Source organism: Streptantibioticus rubrisoli (assembly GCF_024436055.1).
GTDB classification, from domain to species: Bacteria; Actinomycetota; Actinomycetes; order Streptomycetales; family Streptomycetaceae; genus Streptantibioticus_A; species Streptantibioticus_A rubrisoli.
On sequence record NZ_JANFNH010000043.1, the window covers coordinates 12,843 to 31,235 of the forward strand.

An 18,393-nucleotide genomic window follows, 5' to 3' on the forward strand; every position below is an offset into this window, starting at 1 on the left:
TCAGCCCCGCGTCTACTGGATGTTCGGGTCGAAGGTGAAGATCACCAGCGTGCCCAGGAAAACGGTGAACACCGTGGCCGTGTAGAGCAGCCACTTCAACCAGAACCGGGTGGTGTCCCGCTCGGCGTAGTCGTTGATGACCGTCCGCAGGCCGTTGGCGCCGTGCAGCATCGCGAGCCACAGCATGCACAGGTCCCACAGCTGCCAGAACGGTGAGGCCCAGCGGCCCGCCACGAAGGCGAAGCCGATCTTGGTGACGCCGCCGTCCAGCACCAACTGGATCAGCAGGTGGCCGAGGACCAGCACCACCAGGACGATGCCGGACAGCCGCATGAACAGCCAGCCGTACATCTCGAAGTTGGTGCGGGTGGCGCGCGGTGTGCGCTTGCTGCGGGCGCGCGGCGGCTCGATGACCGGTGCCGGGTTGTCCGGGCTGAAGGTGGTGGCGCTCGTCGCCACGGCGTCGACAGGAGTCTCGGCAGACATTCTCAGCTCCCGAACAGAGTGCGCAGGGTGTGCTGCAGGACGGGGTAGAACGCCCCGGCCATCAGCACGATCCAGATACCGACCACGGACCACAGCATCTGGCGCTGGTACCGCGGGCCCTTGGCCCAGAAGTCGACGGCGATGACGCGCAGGCCGTTCAGGGCGTGGAAGAGGATGGCCGCGACCAGGCCGTACTCCATCAGGTTGACGATGGGGTTCTTGTAGGTCGCGACCACGTTGTCGTAGGCCTGCGGGGACACACGAACGAGCGAGGTGTCGAGGACGTGGACGAACAGGAAGAAGAAGATGAGGACACCGGTGACTCGATGAGCCACCCAGGACCACATACCTTCCCGGCCGCGGTACAGCGTTCCAGCCGGCACGGAAAACCCTCCGGATACGGGACTAGGGGCCTTGCCGGCTTCACTGTCGGTCGGGCCCGGCCGGGTACGGTCCACCGGCCCCCGACATCGTAGCGACGCCCTTCGCCGCTTGGTCGTCGGGGTGGCTCAGGTGTGATCGATCCCGCACATGCGGGCTACTGGCCGCCCCCTGGGGGTGACCCCAGAGCGCCCAGCCGGGGTGTGTCGCGGCGGGCGGGCCGGGCCAGTCGGGCGAGCCGGCCGCGGGCGAGGGCGCGCAGCTCGTCGGCGGCGACGGCACGTTCCTGCTCGGGAGTGTTGCCGAGCCGCAGCCGTAGACAGGCCAGTACGTGGTCGAGGTGCTCGTCCGGGTGAACGTCGTCAAGGCAGATGACGAAGGGGTGGCCGAAACGCCGCTCGTACTCGGCGAGTCCGACCCGCAGCGCGGTGTGCGCCGCGAGGCCGCCACCGGGCGGCAGCGGCAACGGGCGCTCACCGGCCAGTGCTTCGGCCAGGTCGCCCGGGGTCAGCCGGTAGGCGGCGGTGTCCGCGGCGGCGAGTAGCGCGCCCAGATCGGGGTACGGGCGGTGCGCGGCCATGCGGCGCGCCCATTGGCGGCAGCCGCAGCAGGTGAGCAGCGCGGTCTCGGCGGCGGCGGTCGCGGCGCGGTTGAGCGCCGCGAGCCCTGTGACGGGGCTGCCGTGGGCGCGGCCCTGCCGCGGTATCGGCGCCGACGTTCCGGGGAGGTCGCTGGCCAGCTTCGGCCTCCTGATGCGATGGATGCGATGGATGCGATACGGAAATGTTGCGAGAAAACGGGATAGAGCACCCGGGGGAGCGGCAGAAGACGGTGCCGGAGAGAGGACTCGGACAACGTATCGGCGGATGCGCGTACTTGACCGCCAGATGTGCGAATTTCACCCGTACGGGAGAGAAATCGGCCACGAGGTGGACAGGGTGGCCGTAACGGCAGAGGCGGCCGGAGTCGCCTCCCCCCACAGGAGCGTCTCCGGCCGCCGTCTCGCGGCGCGTGCCGTTCTGCGCGTCGCTTACTCAAGACAGCGCCAACGGGCGCGAAAGTGTCACACCCCCCGCCGCGGGCCCAACACGGGCCGTTTCGGCGCCACTTGTACACCGAGGCGTACCGGGCAGGCGCTGGATACCGGATCGGTAGTCGGAGCGGACGTTCGGATCAGGCATGATGAGGCGCGTGGTGGGGGCTGACCAGGACACGGACGAAGCGCGGGTGACGGCTGCCATAGCGGCCGCCCAGCGCGGCGACGAGGCTGCCTTCCGCACCGTCTACCGCAGCGTCCATCCCCGTCTGCTCGCCTACGTACGCACGCTGGTCGGCGACGTGGACGCCGAGGACGTCGCCTCCGAGGCGTGGTTGCAGATCACCCGGGACCTCGACCGGTTCACCGGGGACGCCGACCGGTTCCGTGGCTGGACCGCGACGATCGCCCGGAACCGAGCACTGGACCATCTGCGTCGTGTCGGCCGAAGGCCTGTCGTGGGCGCCGACGAATCGGTTCTCTACGGCATGCCGGACCGCGCGGACACCGCGGGACAGGCACTGGAAGCGCTGGCCACCGATCGGGCCATGGCGTTGATAGCGCGGCTGCCGGTGGACCAGGCGGAGGCCGTGATGCTGCGTGCGGTGGTGGGGCTGGACGCCAAGGGCGCGGCGGAGGTGCTCGGCAAGCGTCCGGGCGCGGTACGCACGGCAGCGCACCGCGGGCTACGACGGTTGGCGGAGCTGTTGGAGGACGGCACGGGGGGCATTGGGACGGACGACGGTGTGACGTTTGCGGCCGCGCCGACGCAGAAGGACGTGAGATGAGCGGAAGCCGCCATGACTGGCTGGATGAGGAAGCCGCCGAGCGTCTGCTGAGCGGCGAACCAGTCAATGCCGGGGACCCCGCCGACGCCGGGGACAAGGGACGCGACGGAACCCCAACCGTCCGGGCCCTGACCGAGCTGTTGGCCGCGGCCACCCGCTCCACGGTCGAACAGGGCCGTGAGGACGCGGCGTTGGCGGCTTTCCGCGCGGCCCGCGAGCACACCGCCCCCGCCGTGGAGTCCGCGGCGACCGGGGCGGTCGTCGGCGTACCGCTGCCGCCCGAGGAGCCGGTCACCGAGGCCACGGACAACGCTGTCCCCTTTGCGCCGGAATTCTCGCCGGAATTCGCGCCGGAATACGCGCCCGAGCGGCGCAGACGGCTGCGGCGGCTGCGCGGCCTGTCCGGTTCGGCGAAGGTCGCGGTGGCCGCGGCCTTCGCGGCGACCGCACTGGTCGGCGGGGTCGCCGCGGCGGCCGGTACCGGGGTGATCCCCTCGCCGTTCAGCAGCGGCGACACCACCCCCGAGTCGACTGACGGCTCCCAGGCGCCGTCACTGGACGGCAGCGCGGTGCCGCAGACCCCCGACGGCGCGCCCTCGACGGTGCCCGACTCGCCGGGCGCCGCGACCAGGGGCGGCGCCGGTACGGAGTCGCCGTCCCAGTCGCCCGGCGGCTCCGGCACGCCCGGCGCGGCGGGCGGAACCAACAGCTCCACGCCGGGGGACCACGGTCAGGGCAACTGGGACCAGGGCTCCGACGACCATGACCCGGACGCGTTGTGCCGCGCCTACCTGGCGGCGGCGGGCGGCGGCGGGCTGCGGGGCAATGAGTGGCAGTGGCTGTCCAAGGCCGCGGGCGGCCAGCAGGCCGTTGACGCGTACTGCCGCCAGCGGCTGGGCCTCGGCTCCGGCGGTGACCGGCAGTCGCACGGCGGCACCAACGGCTCCGGCAACGGCGGCGGCAGCGGCAACTCCAACGGCGGCACCGGTGGCACCGGTGGTACCGGCGGCGGTGACGGCAACGGCAACGGCGGCAATGGCAACGGCAACAGTGGCGGCCGGGGCAACAACCGGCTGGTCCAGCTGCCGCCCCTGTGAGCCCGGGCGGCGAGCCCCGGAAACAGCGCCGCAGTAGGCCGCGAACGGCGGTGTAACACTTTTCAACCACCTGGCGCAGATGCTTATGGGTCGACTGGTCATCGACCCGCGGCGTGTCGGTTCCCCCGTTACCGACGCGGACCGCGCCTGACGCGGGTGGGGCGCCTTTCCCCCCGCCCCACCCGCGTCGACAGGCCTCCTGTGATGTCACGCCCCCGTTCGGGCATGCTGTGAGCAAGGTCCCAGCGTGCGGGGCTCCACCGATCGCACGCCCGCCACTACAGTCCGTTGCGGGGGCTGCGGTTACTCGTCGGTAGACACGAGCGGGAGGCGTTAGGACATGGGGCGCGAGCCGGGCAGCGACCGTTTGACGGAGTCCGGGCTGCCGATCGAACCGGTCTACGGTCCCGAGGACCTGGCCGGTTGGGACCCCCAGGAGAAGCTGGGCGAGCCCGGCGAATACCCGTTCACCCGCGGTGTGTACCCCACGATGTACACCGGCCGGCCGTGGACGATGCGGCAGTACGCGGGCTTCGGCACCGCGACCGAGTCCAACGCCCGCTACAAGCAACTGATCGCCAACGGCACCATGGGCCTGTCGGTCGCGTTCGACCTGCCCACCCAGATGGGACACGACTCCGACGCGCCGATCGCGCACGGCGAGGTCGGCAAGGTCGGCGTGGCCATCGACTCGCTCGACGACATGATGGTGCTGTTCGACGGCATCCCGCTGGACAAGGTGTCCACGTCGATGACGATCAACGCGCCCGCCGCCCTGCTGCTCCTGCTCTACCAACTGGTCGCCGAGGAACAGGGTGTTCCGGCGGACAAGCTCACCGGCACGATCCAGAACGACGTGCTCAAGGAGTACATCGCCCGCGGCACCTACATCTTCCCGCCCAAGCCCAGCCTTCGGCTGATCGCCGACATCTTCGCGTACTGCAGGGCCGAGATCCCGAAGTGGAACACGATCTCGATCTCCGGCTACCACATGGCCGAGGCCGGGGCAAGCCCCGCGCAGGAGATCGCGTTCACCCTCGCCGACGGCATCGAGTACGTCCGTACCGCGATCGCCGCCGGAATGGACGTGGACGACTTCGCGCCCAGGCTGTCGTTCTTCTTCGTCTCCCGTACCACGATCCTGGAGGAGGTCGCCAAGTTCCGTGCGGCCCGCCGGATCTGGGCGCGGGTGATGAAGGAGGAGTTCGGCGCCAAGAACCCCAAGTCGCAGATGCTGCGGTTCCACACCCAGACCGCGGGTGTGCAACTCACCGCGCAGCAGCCCGAGGTGAACCTGGTGCGGGTCGCCGTCCAGGGGCTGGCGGCGGTGCTCGGCGGCACCCAGTCGCTGCACACCAACAGCTTCGACGAGGCCATCGCGCTGCCCACCGAGAAGTCCGCCCGGCTCGCGCTGCGCACCCAGCAGGTGCTGGCGTACGAGACCGATGTGACGGCGACCGTCGACCCGTTCGCGGGCTCGTACGTGATCGAGAAGATGACCGACGAGGTCGAGGCCGCCGCGGTCGAACTGATGCGGAAGGTCGAGGAGTTCGGCGGCGCGGTCAACGCGATCGAGCACGGCTTCCAGAAGAACGAGATCGAGCGCAACGCGTACCGCATCGCTCAGGAGACCGACGCGGGGGAGCGGGTCGTCGTCGGCGTCAACCGCTTCAAGCTGGACGAGGAGGAGCCGTACGAGCCCCTCCGCGTCGATCCGGCGATCGAGGCCCAGCAGGCCGAACGGCTCGCGAAGCTGCGCGCCTCGCGGGACCAGGCGGCGGTGGATGCGGCCCTCGCGGCCCTTCGGGCCGCTGCGGAGGGTACGGACAACGTCCTCTACCCGATGAAGGACGCGCTGCGCGCCCGGGCCACGGTGGGCGAGGTGTGCGATGCGCTCCGCGGGGTGTGGGGGGCGTACGTGCCGACCGACGCGTTCTAGCCTCCGAGCCCTGAAGGGGCGCGCGGAACTGCGCGACCAGCCACAACGGTGCCGCGGACGATCGACGGCCCATCGACCACACCCCGCACATCCACCGCCCCCCGCCCATCGACCGCGCCCCCAGCGGAGCGGCTAGCGCGACCCGTCCCGCAGGGCGCGCCGCAGGCGGGGTGCGAGGGGCCGCTCCACGGCCACATGCAGCAGCCAGGCCAGTGCCAGCATCGCCGCCGCCGTACCCGCCAGTGCCACCGGTGCCGGGAGGCGCAGGTCGTGGTGGAGTGCCGGGATCACCACCCAGCCCAGGTGCTCGTGGACCAGGTAGAACGGGTACGTCAGCGCGCCCGCGGTGGTCAGCCAGCGCCAGTCGACCCGGCTGACCGGGGTCAACGTGACCGCGGCCACCGCCGCGAACGCCAGCGTGACCAGGGCGATCACCGTGAGCTGGGTGCGGTGGTGGAAGGCCGCCACATGCGCGGGCGCCACCAACTCCCGTACCGCGTAGTGCTGGCCGAGCAGCCAGCCGACGGCGACCACCGCCCAGCCGGTGGCGTCATGCCCGTACCGGTACACCAGGTACAGACCGATGCCACCGAGGAAGAACGGCGCGTAGTCGGGCATCAGTAGCTGCTGCAGCAGCGGCTCATGGGCCGCGTCGGCGAAGACGGCGCCCGCCGTCCACAGCGTGCAGAACAGCAGCACCCGGCGCCGGTTGGCGCCGCGCCACAGCACGCACAGCGCGAACAGCAGGTAGAACCGCAGCTCCGCCCAGAGCGTCCAGCACACCCCGAGCACCCGCTTGGCGCCGACCGGCATCTGCAGCATGGTCAGGTTGGTCAGCAGATCGCTGGGCGAGACCGGATGGAACGCCACCCATGGCAGCGCGAAGACGAAGGTGACCAGCAGTATCGCCGCCCAGTAGGCGGGCAGCAGCCGACCCGCCCGCGAGGCGGCGAACGCCATCGGGGAGCGGCCCCAGCCGCTCATGCAGATGACGAACCCGCTGATGACGAAGAAGAGTTGGACCCCGAGGCAGCCGTACGAGGCCGGTCCGGCAAGGCTCGGGAAGAGCTTGTGCGGCGAGGCGCCCCAGGCGCGGGTGATGTCGCCGCCGCGCCCGGCGTAGTGGTACGCGCACACCGACAGCGCCGCCACCAGCCGCAGCCCGTCCAACGCCCGCAGCCGCCCGGCGCGCCCGCCGCCCGACACCACGGCCGGAGCCGGTCGCGCGGCGGCGATCGGCTGCGCGGTCACGAGGTGGCCGCCTGGCGGTCGGCGGCCCGGTCGGTGCTCCGCGAGGTCAGCACCCGGGCCCGGCGCACCACCCTGCGCACCGTGCGGCTGCGCGGCAGGAAGGCGAGTTGGGACGGTACGCCACCGGGCAGCGCCAGCGAGGTGAGTCGGCGCCGCTTGAAGTACCGCCGGTCCTCGGGGTGTTCGGACAGCTGGCGCACCGCCTCGTCGCGCAGGTGCGGGTACGCCTTGGACTGCATACAGTAGCCCACCGCCCGCAGCAGCCCGGTGATTTCCGCGGTGGACCGCGGCCTGCCTGCGGGCTCGCGGTCGTCCAGCGGTGGCAGCAGGGCGTCGACGAGGGTGACCGGCACCCGGTTGCTGTTCTGGAACGGAGACAGCCGCTCCAGCAGCAGCCCGGTGCCGGTGCGGGCCACCGGCAGGTCGAAGAACCGCGAGGCGGTGAGCAGGGCGGTGGAGAAGCAACCCACCACCAGCGCGGGCCGCAGCCGCTGGAACAGCACCTCGGCGAGGACCGGGGTGTCGCAGACGGTCAGCTCGACGCCGAGCTCCGCGGCCTCCTTCTCCAGCAGGTGCGGCCAGTGCGCGGGCGCGGTCGGATGCGGCTTGAACACCGCGCTGCGGTGGCCGCGCGCCGCGATCCCGCGCAGCATGCGCAGGTGCAGCCGCTCCTCCTCCTCGGTGGTGAGGATCTCCAGCGCCGACAGGTACTGGCCGAGCAGCAGCGCCGGACCGTCCGCCGCCACCGGCCGGTCGTCGCAGGCGGCCAACTGCTCAAGTACCGCCCGGAAGGCCCCGGTTGGTACCACCTCGGGCCTGACCCTGTGCTCCGACAGCAGCAGCGGGGCCAGGCCCGGCACCAGGTCGAGGTGGAGCAGTCGGCGGATGCGGCTGGTGACCAGCAGCTCCAGTTTGTTGCGGGTGGGGCCGTAGCTCATCAGGCCGTCCGCGTAGACGTCGATGGGCGCGGCCGGGAAGAGCTGGACGAGCGCCAGCGCGGGTTCCACCTGGATGGACTCCACAGCTAGTTCTATCTCGTCGTCCCCCAACCGCCACAGCAGCCTCAGGTGCCGCTCCCACAGCGGTACGTCGTCCGGGCGCGGGCTCCAACCGCTGGGATGGAACGGGGAGATGGTCTCGTTCCACGACAGCACCTGGTCGAAGCGGTCGCGTAGCGCGGTGAAGCCCGGCATCCGGTCCAGCGGTGCGGTGGTCTCCGGCACCGGAGCGTTATTGCTGACCAGCAGGATCCGCCGGTCGGCCGGAGGGAACCGGTCGGCGTCCAGCGCGGCGGCCAAGGTGGCGGCGCCGTAGAGGGTGGACGCCAGGAAGATCTGGGTACGCGCCATCAGGCCGCCGCCTCCCCGTTCGCGTCCTTGCCGGGCAGCAGCCGGTCCAACCAGCGCAGCCGCCGCAGCCGTACCGAACGGTCCAGGTCCATCGAGTCCAGCGCGGCGGTCAGCAGCTCCTGCGGCATCCGCTTCATCGCGGCCACGCTCAACGCCTTCAGTTTCCGGGCGACTTGCGGCTCGAAGCGGTCGATGTTGGACAGATGGTGGGCGATGATCGCGCAGTAGGTGCGGACCGCCTTCGGCAGGAACTCCTCCGCCCTGGGGTCCTGTGCCGTCTCGGCCAGCACCTGGTCAAAGGAGCGTATGAAGTCCAACTGCCGTACATCGCCGATCTGGGTGAGCGAACTGGCCACCCCGCGCCGGTAGAAGACGCCGAGCAGCCCGAGCACCGCGAACGACTCCGCCCTGCGGTGCAGCCGCCAGATCCACGGCCGGTCCTCCGCGGTGCGCAGCCCGTCCGGGAAGTGCAGCAGCCCCGCGTCCTTCAGCCTGCGGTGGTACATCCCGGCCCAGGCGTACGGGTAGTCGACGGAGGTCGAGGTGTCCGCGGGCAGGATCGCCTCGCGCGGGTCGAGCACCCGGCCGCGGCGGCCGTCCGGTACCCGGTGGACCACCCGCTCCCTGCCGGTGCACTGCACATGGTCGGTGCGCACGAAGTCGCAGCCCAACTCCTCGATCCCCGCCAGTAGTTCGGGGAGGTAGCCGGGGGCCAGCCAGTCGTCGCCGTCGAGGAACGCCAGGTACTCGCCCTCGGCGGCGTCCAGGCCGGTGTTGCGGGCGGTGGCCAGGCCCTGGTTGCGCTCGTGCCGCAGCAGCCTGGCGCCGGGCAGTTGACCGCCCGCGGCGCGTTCCAGGATCTCCGGCGTCCGGTCGGTCGAACAATCGTCGACGAGAATGAATTCAAAATCCGCGCGGGCATTCGATGCCAGACTTCTCAACATGTCGGGTGCGAATGTCTGCACGTTGTAGAACGGCACGATGACGGAGAGCTTGGCCACTTGCGGAACGTTATGCGGCGGCTCGCCATTTGGGATTGCGGGCCGCGGGCCGTCCGGTGAACGAAGCGTGGCAGAGCCGTGAACCCGGCGCGGCGAGCGGCCGGAGAGCCTGTCGTCGGCGCGCTGTTAACCATTTGTTGCGGCCTTGTACGCCCACCGCTTTGATTTGATTCCTACGGTCTCCGGCGTGCCAACCAGTGCCACCCCGGTGAAAAAGATCACGGTACTCGCGGATTCGGACACGCGTTGGAAGTGGGGCGCCCAGACCGCAGGCCGAATAGCCGAGCAGGCGTGTCTTGACGCGCGGTTGCTGCGCGGTCGGGCCACCCCGACCCCCCGGCAGCTGGCCGAGGTCGGGATGCCCGCGGACTCGATGAGCGAGGTGACCGCGGCGCAGTTCCTGGCCGAGACCGACCGGGAGAGCGCGGATGTGGTCATCCTCGCCTGCGTCGGCGGCACCGTACAGGCCGTGCTGCACGGGCTGGCCCGCGCCTGGCAGGGCCGCGAGCGGCGGCCGGTGCTGGTCACCGGATACGTCGGGGTGGTCTACGAGAAGCTTGCCGACGGTCTGCTGCTGCGGCACGGCGCGGACGTGGTACTGGCCAACAGCCGCCACGACGCCGAGCGGTTCCGCGCGGTGTACGAGGGCGTCGGGGCGGATGCGGACTGCGTGGTGGAAAGCGCGCTGCCGTTCCTGGCCGGTGAGCCCTACCAGCCGTCCGCCGAGCGGCCGTTGACCGTGGTCTTCGCCGCCCAGCCGTCGGTGCCGGACGGCCGCCGGGACCGCGAGTACCTGCTGGACCGGGCGGTACGGCACGCCGAGGCGCACGCCGACCGCGAGGTGCTGGTGAAGCTGCGCAGCAAGCCCGGAGAACACACCACGCACATCGAGGAGACCCCCTACCCCAAGCTGGCCGCCCGCCGCCGACTCCCGCCCAACCTGCGGCTGGTGTACGGGCACATGGGCGAAGTCCTCGACCGCACCGACCTGTTGGTGACGGTCAGCTCGACGGCGGCCCTGGAGTCGATGCACCGCGGCATCCCCACCGCCGTCCTCACCGACCTCGGGGTGCGCGAGGCGCTGGGCAACCACCACTTCCTGGGCTCCGGATGCCTGGCCTCCTGGGACGAGTTGGACGCGGGTGCGCTGCCGAAGGCCGACGCCGGGTGGCTGCGGCGGCACGGCGTGCGGGCGCACGACCCGTTCCGGGCCGTGCGGGAGCGGGTGGCCGCTCTGGCGTCCGCGTCCACGCTTCCGGCGCTTCGGCCGTACTACACGGTGCAGACGGCGCCCGGCTATCTGCCCGGCATCCTCGCCCGGCACCACCTCGACGTGAAGGGCGCCCCGCTCCCGGGCGCGCCCGCACCGGCCGCCTCCGGCGGACTGCGCGGCGCGGTACGGGAGTTCACCCGCGACGCCGCCCGCACCCTCTACCGCCAGGGCGTCCAACGCGTGGCGCCCGTGATCCGCCGCTGGGGGCAACTGTGAGGGGCACTCGGGCCGTTGGGCCGCAGCGGAACTCCTCCGGTCACGCTGGGGGTCCCCGCCCGGTCGCTGCCGGTTCGGCACCGCGGGACTGCGCCGTCGGGGTCAGCGCCGCCGCGGCGGGTCCTTCTTCTCGCGACGGGGACTTTCGGCCGGTTGCGGCGGCGACTTCTTCCCGCCACCACGGTGAGCAACCACAAGCGAGTAGCCCGGCGGTGCCGAACTCACCCCAGCCCACGGTGCTGGCCGTCATCCCCGCCCGAGGCGGCTCGAAGGGCGTACCCGGCAAGAACCTCGCCGAGGTCGGCGGTGTGCCGCTGGTCGCCCGGGCGGTACGGGCTTGCGCGGCGGCAAAGCTGGTCGACGCCGTCCTCGTCTCCACCGACGACTTCGGCATCGCCGAGGCGGCCCGAGCGGCGGGAGCGGAGGTGGTGGCGCGGCCACCGGACATCTCCGGCGACACCGCGACCAGCGAGTCCGCCGTCCTGCACGCGATCGACGCGTACCAGGCCATGCACGGCGGCGTGGTCGACGTCGCCGTGCTGGTGCAGTGCACCAGCCCGTTCCTCGCCGCCGGGGACATCGACGGCGTGGCCGCCGCCGTACTGGAGGACGGCGCGGACAGCGCGCTGACCGTCGCCCCGTTCCACGGCTTCGTATGGCGCGACGACCCAGGCGGCGCGCACGGCGTCAACCACGACAAGGCGGTCCGCCCGCGCCGCCAGGACCGACCCCAGGACCTGCTGGAGACCGGCGCCGCATACGCCATGAAGGTCCCCGGCTTCCGCGCGTCCGGCCACCGCTTCTTCGGCCGCACCGCCCTCGTCCGCACCGACCCCGCACGCGTGCTGGAGATAGACGAGCCGGGCGACCTCGCCCGGGCCCGTGCGCTCGCGCCGCTCCTCGACACCTGACCTTCGCGAAAGGACCGTCCCCCGTGACCACCACCCCCCACCGTCTGCGCACGATCGGCGACCGTCTCGTCGGCACCGGCCGTCCCGTCTACATCACCGGCGAGATCGGTATCAACCACAACGGTGACCTGGAGAACGCCTACCGGCTGATCGACGCCGCCGTCTCGGCCGGGTGCGACGCGGTGAAGTTCCAAAAGCGCACCCCGGAGATCTGCACCCCGCGCGACCAGTGGGACATAGAGCGTGACACCCCGTGGGGCCGGATGACGTACATCGACTACCGGCACCGCGTCGAGTTCGGCGAGCAGGAGTACCGGGCCATCGACGCGTACTGCCGTGAGCGGGGCATCCACTGGTTCGCCTCGCCGTGGGACGTGCCCAGCGTGGAGTTCCTGGAGCAGTTCGACCTGCCCGCGCACAAGGTGGCCTCCGCCTGCCTGACCGACGACGAGCTGCTGCGCGCGCTGCGCGCCACCGGCCGCACGGTCGTCCTGTCGACGGGCATGTCCACCCCGAAGCAGATCCGGCACGCGGTCGAGGTGCTCGGCAGCGACAACGTCCTTCTGTGCCACGCCACTTCGACGTACCCGGCCAAGCACGAGGAGCTCAACCTGCGCATGATCCACACCCTGCAGGCCGAGTACCCCAACGTGCCGATCGGCTACTCCGGCCACGAGGTCGGCCTGCAGACCACGCTCGCCGCGGTGGCACTCGGCGCGGTGTTCGTGGAGCGGCACATCACCCTCGACCGCGCGATGTGGGGCTCCGACCAGGCCGCCTCGGTGGAGACCTCGGGCCTGCAGCGGCTGGTGCGCGACATCCGGATCGTGGAGCGGTCGCTGGGCGACGGCGTCAAGCGGGTGTACGAGGGCGAGCTGGGGCCGATGAAGAAGCTGCGCCGGGTGCCGGGCGTGGTCGCGGAGGCCGAGGCGGCCGCCGCGGCCGAACGAGAGCCGGTCTCCGCGTGACCGGATCACCGGCCGCCGACCCACCGCGGGCCACCGCCGCCGTACCGGCCCCGCGCGCCCCCGGCGGCCAGCACGCGGCGCTGCGCACCCTGGCGCTCGTGGAGTCCCCGGTGCAGCTGCTCAACCTGCTGGAGTGGACGTACGCCCAGCGCGCCGCCGGAACGCTCGACCTGGCCGACTGCACCGTCGTGGTGCTGCCGCCGCGCGATCCGATGAGCCGCGGGCAGCTGCGCCGGATGGCCGAGCTGGCCCGGGACGAGGGGCTGGCGCTGCGCTGGTGCGAGCCGCGCACCGCCACCGCCGGGCCGGTGCGCACCCTGGCGGGGCTGACCCCGCTACTGCTGCGGGCCAGGCGCCTGGTGCTGGGTGACCCGTTCTCCCGCTTCGTGCAGGCCCTGCTGCCGCTGAGCCGGGCGAAGGACCTGGTGGTGATAGACGACGGCACGGCGACCATGGAGTTCGTGGCGCTGATCGCCGCCGGGCAGCGGCTGGTGCGCTGGCACCGGACCGGGCGCGGCGCACGGGACGCGGTGTTCGCCGCGGTGGCCGCGGGCGCCCGGCGGCGGCTGACCGCGGGGCCCGGTCGCCGGGTGGAGCTGTTCACCTCGATGCCGGTCACCCCGCCGCCCGGCACCCGGCTGACCGCCAACCGGCTGGCGTGGACCCGGGAGCGCTTCGGCCCGCCCAGGGTGCGGCGCGGCGCGGACCTGATCGGCACCTCGCTGGTGGAGACCGGAGTGGTGGACCCGAACGCCTATCTCGCCGCCGTCCGCGGCATAGCCGCCGCGCACGGCGCCACCCGCTACTTCGCGCACCGCAGGGAGCGCGAGGACAAGCTGCGGCGGCTGTCCGCCGCCACCGGCCTGGAGATCGTCCGGCCCGACCTGCCGCTGGAGCTCGTCGCCCGGCGCGGCCCGATAGGCGCCCGCCTGCTGAGCTTCCCGTCGACCGTGGTGCACACCCTGCCGCTCGCCCTGGACGGCACGGGCGTGGAGGTCGCCGTGTGCGAGGTGGACCCCTCGTGGCTGACCAGCGGCGCCTCGCCGCGCGCCCAGGGCTTCCTGTCCGGCATCACCAGCGCCGCCCGCAGCAGGCACGGGCTCGGCGCGATCCGCAACCCGGTGGCGGTGACCTGATGAGCGTGGCCCTTGACACCCCCGCGGCCCGGCTGACCTCCGGCGAGGCCGCGGAGCTGGCCGCCCGGCACGGGCTGACCCCGGCCGTGCGGCGGCCCTCGCTGCCGGACTACCTGCGCCAGCTGTGGGGCAGACGGCACTTCACCGTCGCCTACGCCCGGGCCCGGCTGACCGCGCTGTACGCCACGGCCCGGCTCGGCCAGATCTGGCACGTGCTGACGCCGCTGTTCAACGTCGCCGTCTACTGGCTGGTCTTCGGCTATCTGCTGAACAAGAAGGCCGGGACCGGCGACAACTACATCGCGTTCCTGTCCGTCGGCATGTTCGTGTTCACCTACTCGCGGGAGTCCATCGCGAGTGGCACCTGGTCGATCTCCAACCGGATCGAACTGGTCCGCGCGATGCACTTCCCGCGCGCCTGCCTGCCGATCGCCTCCACGCTGGTGCAGCTCCAGCAACTGGTGCTGTCCATGGGCCTGGTGATCAGCATCTGCCTGGCCACCGGCGAACCGTTCGGCGCCCGCTGGCTGCTGCTGGTTCCGGCGCTGGCGTTGCAGACGGTGTTCAACCTCGGCTGCGGGATGCTGATGGCCCGCATCGGCGCCCGCAACCACGACATCGGCGAGCTGGTGCCGTTCCTGCTGCGTACCTGGATGTACACCTGCGGCGTCTTCTACAGCATCGCCAAGGTCACCGGGCACGCCCCGCGGATCATCCGGCTGCTGCTGGAGTCCAATCCCGGCGCGATCTACATCGAACTGGCCCGGCACGCGCTGCTGGAAGGTTACGCACAGCTGACCCCGCACGTGTGGATACTGGCCGCGGCCTGGGCGGCGGTCGCGCTGGTGACCGGTCTGGTGGTCTGCTGGCAGGCCGAGGAGAAGTACGGCCGTGGCTGAAAAGAAGTACGGCCGTGGCTGAACACGCAATGCCCAGTGCGCTGTTCGGCCACGATCGATACCTATCCGTGACCCGTTCAACCCGGCGCCACGCGCCCGCCATCCCGTGATCACCGCCACCGTGTTCCCTGCTGCCATGGGGAGCACACCGCGGAAGGCCGCGCGGATCGCGGTTCTCGCGGACAGCACACTGACCAACGACTCACGAGCGCAGCGGGTGGCCCGCGCCGCCGCCGACGCGGGCTACGACGTCACGCTCATCGGCCGCGCCGACAGCCAACCGGCACCGGTGATCAAGGGCGTCGCGGTGATCACCGTGGACGTGCCGGAGACGCTGCGCCGCCACCGGCTGCGCAGGCCTCGACCGGGCCTGCGCTGGCCACTTGCGTACCGCTGCGCCGAGGCGCACCGCTACCGCACCGCGCAACTGGCCGTACGCGAACAGCTGTTGCGCACCCGGGACGCCGAACTGGGCGTGCTCTACCGCCCGTTGGCCCGGCAGGCCGCGGCCCGGGCCGGGTACTCGCTGGCCCGCGCCCGGTACGCGGTGCGCCGCACCTGGACGCGGGTGCGGGCCGCCCAGTACCAGGCCGCGGTGCGCCGCCGCGCCGTACCGGACGGCTTCCTGGACAACCTCGCCACCGCGCTGTTCCGGCTGCTGCCGGTGCGGCGCGCCTGGCGGCGGCTCGATCCGCTGCTGCTCGACCTGGAGGCGGCGTACGGGCCGGTGCTGGACGAGCGGCGCCCGCAGCTGATCCACGCCCGCGGGCGCCGGGTGCTCGGGGTGGCGCTGCGCGCCGCGGTACGGGCGCAGGCCGCCGGGCGGACGGTGAAGGTGGTGTGGGACGCCGACGAGTGCGCGGCGCTCGCCCCGACCTCCTCGCGCCGTGCCGCGGTGGCCAGGGACGCCGACGAGCGGGCGCACGCCGCCGGGGCCGACGCGGTGGTCACGGTGTGCGAGGCGTACGCGGAGCAGTTGCGCACCCGGCACAAGCTGCCGGTGCCGCCCACCGTGGTGCTCAACGCCCCCAAGTACCAGGACCTTTCGGCGCGCAGCGACAGCGGCGGGGTGCGGGCGGCCTGCCGTCTCACGCCGGATGTGGCGTTGCTGGTGCACAGCGGGGCGGTCGGCCCGGAGCGCGGGCTGCTCACGGTGGTGGAGGCGCTGCCCAAGCTGTACGACCTGCACGCGGCGTTCGTGGTGCCGGAGCCCAGCGCGCCGTACGTACGCACGCTCATCGAGCGCGCGTCGGAGCTGGGCGTGGCCCCCCGACTGCACATCCTGCCGTTCGTACCGCCCGAGGAGATCGCCGGTTACCTGGCCTCCGCCGACATCGGCGTGGTCCCGGTACACCACCAGCCGCACCACGAAGTGGCCCTGGCCGCGCGCTACTTGGAGTACGCGCACGCCCGGCTGCCGGTGGTGGTCAGCGGTGTACGGGCGATGGCCGCCGCCACACTGTCGCTGGGCAACGGTGAGGTGTTCCGGGCCGGGGACACCGCCGACTTCGTGCGCGCGGTGGGCGCGGTGCTGACCAACCGTCCGCGCTACCGCAGGGCGTACGAGCGCTCGCCGATGCTGGGCCAGTGGTCCTGGCAGCACCAGTCGGGGCCGCTGCTGGAGGTGTACGCGCGGTTGACGGGTGCGCCAACGATCGTCGGACCCGCGCTGCTCGCCCGAACCTGACAGGTATCGGCACCTTGCCGTACGAACCTGACCGAGTCTCCGCCGTACGGGGCCGTTGCCGAGCAATCGGACGTCCGGTGGTCCACCATGGAGTGGAAGGGAAAACGAAGGCTTAACAAGTGGAGATACCCGCCGCCACGCCGAATATGCACCACAGGGGTGATGATCTCGTCACTTGAAGGCTGGAATTTTCACTGACGACACACCTGGAGTGGTCATGAGTCCTACGCTGTCGGGGGTGGACCACTCACTACCCGCGCCCGCGTCCGGCGCCCTGCCCGAGGAACTGTTCACCGAACTCGTCGCGTTCCGCCGTGACTTGCACATGCACCCGGAGCTGTCCCGCGAGGAGTTCCGCACCACCGAGGCGATCAGGCGGCGCCTCGCGCAGGCGGGCCTGAAGCCGCGGGTGCTGCCCTCCGGTACCGGAGTGATCTGCGACGTCGGCGCCGACGAGCCCGGCCGCGGCCGTCTCGCGCTGCGCGCCGACATCGACGCGCTGCCGATCCCGGACGCCAAGACGGTCCCGTACCGCTCGACCGCCAAGGGCAGGGCACACGCCTGCGGCCACGACGTCCACACCACCGTCGTCCTGGGCGCCGGCCTGGTCCTCGCCGAGCTGGACAGGGCCGGGAAGCTGCCCTGGCCGGTGCGGCTGGTGTTCCAGCCCGCCGAGGAGAGCATGCCGGGCGGCGCCCTCGACATGCTCAAGGCCGACGTGCTGGACGGGGTGGAGCGGATCCTGGCCGTGCACTGCGACCCCAAGGTCGAGGTCGGCCGGATCGGGCTGCGCACCGGAGCGATCACTTCCGCCTGTGACCGCCTTGAGCTGCGGCTCGACGGCGCGGGCGGCCACACCGCGCGCCCCCATCTGACCACCGACCTGGTGACCGCCGCCGCCAAGATCGCCACCGAGCTGCCCGCCGCGCTCGCCCGCCGGATCGACCCGCGCGCCGGTGTCTCGGTGGTCTGGGGCCGGATGCAGGCGGGCCACGCGTGCAACGTGATCCCCCAGCGCGCGGAGCTGGAGGGCACGGTCCGCTGCCTCAACCTCGACGCGTGGCACGAGGCGCCCGATCTGATCCACGAGGTGATCGACCAGATCGCCGCGATCTACCGGGCCAAGTGGGAGCTGACCTACCACCGGGGCGTCCCCCCGGTGGTCAACGAGGCGACCTCCGCGGACCTGCTTCGCGAGGCGATGACCTACCGGCACGGCGTCCACGCCGTGGAGGACACCGAGCAGAGCCTGGGCGGCGAGGACTTCTCCTGGTACCTGGAGCACGTCCCCGGCGCCCTGGCCCGGCTGGGCGTCCGCCCGGTCGGCGACCCCACCATCCGCGACCTCCACCGCGGCGACTTCGACGTGGACGAGGAGGCGATCCGGGTGGGCGTCGAGCTGTTCACGGCGGCGGCACTGCTGGAGTAGGGCGCTAGCGGAGTGAGGGCTCAGCGCAGCAGCGTTGCCCGCCAGAAGCGGTGGATGATCTCCCGGAAGCCGGTGTGCGAGGGGTTGCGGCCCACATGCTGGAAGGCCCAGTCGCGGACGTCCTCGAACTCCTCGCTCGCCTGCGATGTCTCGTCGCAGCGCATGCACTCCATCTCGAACACGATCCTGGGCGCCTCCGGCGCGGTCTCCGGTCCGATCATCCAGTCCGCGCGGCGGATCACCGTGTGCGCGCTCAACGCACCCACCTCCGCGCGGCGTTGACCTCCGCCACCTTGGCGCGCAGCGCTTCGCTGCGGCTGGCGAGGGAGACGTCCCCGGGGTGCGCGACCCACGGCTCACCGTCGCCCGCCGGGCGCAGATGCACCATGCCGTCCCGCATGAACAGCACCACGCCCACCCGGTCCCGTGCCCGATCCAGCACCACTGCCCCTGTCTCGGGGATCTCCGCCGCGTACATCCGCCGCCCTTCCATCTCCGCCCGCGCTTCCGCTTACCGTGCGCAAGCGGTCCTTTACTGGTTGTTCC

17 protein-coding genes and 1 pseudogene are annotated in these 18,393 nt (G+C 71.9%); 10 read left to right on the top strand and 8 right to left on the bottom strand.

Features of this window, described 5'->3' with window-relative positions; translation table 11 throughout:
- Nucleotides 1–12: 12 nt before the first annotated feature.
- The 3 genes from NON19_RS26505 to NON19_RS26515 all read right to left on the bottom strand — a co-directional run bounded on the left by NON19_RS26505 (nucleotide 13) and on the right by NON19_RS26515 (nucleotide 1,573).
- Entirely contained in the window at nucleotides 13–486 is a 474-nt protein-coding gene (locus NON19_RS26505) for a succinate dehydrogenase hydrophobic membrane anchor subunit (RefSeq protein WP_255931616.1), read from the bottom strand.
- A 2-nt stretch (nucleotides 487–488) separates the two neighbouring features.
- The gene (sdhC, locus tag NON19_RS26510; RefSeq protein WP_255931617.1) at nucleotides 489–869 is read right to left on the bottom strand and encodes a succinate dehydrogenase, cytochrome b556 subunit; all 381 of its coding nucleotides are present in this window, start codon (nucleotides 867–869) and stop codon (nucleotides 489–491) included.
- A 155-nt stretch (nucleotides 870–1,024) separates the two neighbouring features.
- Entirely contained in the window at nucleotides 1,025–1,573 is a 549-nt protein-coding gene (locus tag NON19_RS26515) for a 2-oxo-4-hydroxy-4-carboxy-5-ureidoimidazoline decarboxylase (RefSeq protein WP_308213737.1), read from the bottom strand.
- Nucleotides 1,574–2,049: 476 nt separating this feature from the next.
- Here NON19_RS26515 and NON19_RS26520 point away from each other — a divergent pair, with 476 nt between their 5' ends.
- The 3 genes from NON19_RS26520 to NON19_RS26530 all read left to right on the top strand — a co-directional run bounded on the left by NON19_RS26520 (nucleotide 2,050) and on the right by NON19_RS26530 (nucleotide 5,727).
- Nucleotides 2,050–2,691, top strand: coding sequence for an RNA polymerase sigma factor (locus tag NON19_RS26520; protein WP_372514299.1), 642 nt, complete (start codon nucleotides 2,050–2,052; stop codon nucleotides 2,689–2,691).
- Nucleotides 2,688–3,788 (top strand): hypothetical protein, encoded by a 1,101-nt coding sequence (locus NON19_RS26525; protein ID WP_255931619.1) that lies wholly within the window; start codon nucleotides 2,688–2,690, stop codon nucleotides 3,786–3,788. Before NON19_RS26520 ends, NON19_RS26525 begins: the two co-directional genes overlap by 4 nt.
- Before the next feature lie 340 nt (nucleotides 3,789–4,128).
- Nucleotides 4,129–5,727, top strand: coding sequence for an acyl-CoA mutase large subunit family protein (locus NON19_RS26530; protein WP_255931620.1), 1,599 nt, complete (start codon nucleotides 4,129–4,131; stop codon nucleotides 5,725–5,727).
- Between the two features lie 132 nt (nucleotides 5,728–5,859).
- Here the strand turns inward: NON19_RS26530 and NON19_RS26535 are convergent, their stop codons facing one another.
- The 3 genes from NON19_RS26535 to NON19_RS26545 are packed head-to-tail and all read right to left on the bottom strand — an operon-like array spanning nucleotide 5,860 to nucleotide 9,328.
- On the bottom strand, nucleotides 5,860–6,978 hold the full coding sequence (locus NON19_RS26535) for an acyltransferase family protein (protein ID WP_372514293.1): 1,119 nt from the start codon (nucleotides 6,976–6,978) through the stop codon (nucleotides 5,860–5,862).
- Complete coding sequence (locus NON19_RS26540; RefSeq protein WP_255931621.1) at nucleotides 6,975–8,327, bottom strand: polysialyltransferase family glycosyltransferase; 1,353 nt, start codon at nucleotides 8,325–8,327, stop codon at nucleotides 6,975–6,977. Before NON19_RS26540 ends, NON19_RS26535 begins: the two co-directional genes overlap by 4 nt.
- A complete protein-coding gene (locus tag NON19_RS26545; RefSeq protein WP_255931622.1) occupies nucleotides 8,327–9,328 on the bottom strand; it encodes a glycosyltransferase family 2 protein in 1,002 nt (333 codons plus the stop codon). Before NON19_RS26545 ends, NON19_RS26540 begins: the two co-directional genes overlap by 1 nt.
- Nucleotides 9,329–9,515: 187 nt before the next feature.
- Between NON19_RS26545 and NON19_RS26550 the strand changes: the two genes are divergently transcribed.
- The 7 genes and pseudogenes from NON19_RS26550 to NON19_RS26580 all read left to right on the top strand — a co-directional run bounded on the left by NON19_RS26550 (nucleotide 9,516) and on the right by NON19_RS26580 (nucleotide 17,847).
- Nucleotides 9,516–10,817 carry a DUF6716 putative glycosyltransferase gene (locus NON19_RS26550; protein WP_255931624.1) on the top strand — a complete coding sequence of 434 codons (1,302 nt, stop codon included), beginning with the start codon at nucleotides 9,516–9,518 and terminating at the stop codon, nucleotides 10,815–10,817.
- 212 nt (nucleotides 10,818–11,029) lie between these two features.
- Nucleotides 11,030–11,722, top strand: a pseudogene (locus NON19_RS26555) (acylneuraminate cytidylyltransferase family protein); the annotation flags it as partial.
- Between the two features lie 29 nt (nucleotides 11,723–11,751).
- On the top strand, nucleotides 11,752–12,696 hold the full coding sequence (locus NON19_RS26560; protein ID WP_255931625.1) for an N-acetylneuraminate synthase family protein: 945 nt from the start codon (nucleotides 11,752–11,754) through the stop codon (nucleotides 12,694–12,696).
- On the top strand, nucleotides 12,693–13,832 hold the full coding sequence (locus NON19_RS26565) for a hypothetical protein (protein ID WP_372514294.1): 1,140 nt from the start codon (nucleotides 12,693–12,695) through the stop codon (nucleotides 13,830–13,832). Before NON19_RS26560 ends, NON19_RS26565 begins: the two co-directional genes overlap by 4 nt.
- Nucleotides 13,832–14,731: an ABC transporter permease gene (locus NON19_RS26570; RefSeq protein WP_255931626.1), complete on the top strand. Its 900-nt coding sequence runs from the start codon at nucleotides 13,832–13,834 to the stop codon at nucleotides 14,729–14,731. Before NON19_RS26565 ends, NON19_RS26570 begins: the two co-directional genes overlap by 1 nt.
- A 136-nt stretch (nucleotides 14,732–14,867) precedes the next feature.
- A complete protein-coding gene (locus NON19_RS26575; RefSeq protein WP_255931627.1) occupies nucleotides 14,868–16,418 on the top strand; it encodes a glycosyltransferase in 1,551 nt (516 codons plus the stop codon).
- Nucleotides 16,419–16,635: 217 nt separating this feature from the next.
- Nucleotides 16,636–17,847 carry an amidohydrolase gene (locus tag NON19_RS26580; protein WP_255931628.1) on the top strand — a complete coding sequence of 404 codons (1,212 nt, stop codon included), beginning with the start codon at nucleotides 16,636–16,638 and terminating at the stop codon, nucleotides 17,845–17,847.
- A gap of 20 nt (nucleotides 17,848–17,867) precedes the next feature.
- On the opposite strand, the gene NON19_RS26585 is transcribed toward NON19_RS26580, so the two are convergent.
- Entirely contained in the window at nucleotides 17,868–18,104 is a 237-nt protein-coding gene (locus NON19_RS26585; protein ID WP_255931629.1) for a DUF7848 domain-containing protein, read from the bottom strand.
- Nucleotides 18,101–18,325 (bottom strand): hypothetical protein, encoded by a 225-nt coding sequence (locus tag NON19_RS26590; RefSeq protein ID WP_255931631.1) that lies wholly within the window; start codon nucleotides 18,323–18,325, stop codon nucleotides 18,101–18,103. Before NON19_RS26590 ends, NON19_RS26585 begins: the two co-directional genes overlap by 4 nt.
- Nucleotides 18,326–18,393: the final 68 nt, after the last annotated feature.

What these genes read in the sequence shown, in the direction of transcription:
- NON19_RS26505 (WP_255931616.1), bottom strand. Translation starts at nt 486, where the DNA reads ATGTCTGCCGAGACTCCTGTCGACGCCGTGGCGACGAGCGCCACCACC.
- NON19_RS26520 (WP_372514299.1), top strand. Translation starts at nt 2,050, where the DNA reads ATGAGGCGCGTGGTGGGGGCTGACCAGGACACGGACGAAGCGCGGGTG.
- NON19_RS26525 (WP_255931619.1), top strand. Translation starts at nt 2,688, where the DNA reads ATGAGCGGAAGCCGCCATGACTGGCTGGATGAGGAAGCCGCCGAGCGT.
- NON19_RS26530 (WP_255931620.1), top strand. Translation starts at nt 4,129, where the DNA reads ATGGGGCGCGAGCCGGGCAGCGACCGTTTGACGGAGTCCGGGCTGCCG.
- NON19_RS26540 (WP_255931621.1), bottom strand. Translation starts at nt 8,327, where the DNA reads ATGGCGCGTACCCAGATCTTCCTGGCGTCCACCCTCTACGGCGCCGCC.
- NON19_RS26570 (WP_255931626.1), top strand. Translation starts at nt 13,832, where the DNA reads ATGAGCGTGGCCCTTGACACCCCCGCGGCCCGGCTGACCTCCGGCGAG.
- NON19_RS26575 (WP_255931627.1), top strand. Translation starts at nt 14,868, where the DNA reads ATGGGGAGCACACCGCGGAAGGCCGCGCGGATCGCGGTTCTCGCGGAC.
- NON19_RS26580 (WP_255931628.1), top strand. Translation starts at nt 16,636, where the DNA reads ATGAGTCCTACGCTGTCGGGGGTGGACCACTCACTACCCGCGCCCGCG.
- NON19_RS26590 (WP_255931631.1), bottom strand. Translation starts at nt 18,325, where the DNA reads ATGTACGCGGCGGAGATCCCCGAGACAGGGGCAGTGGTGCTGGATCGG.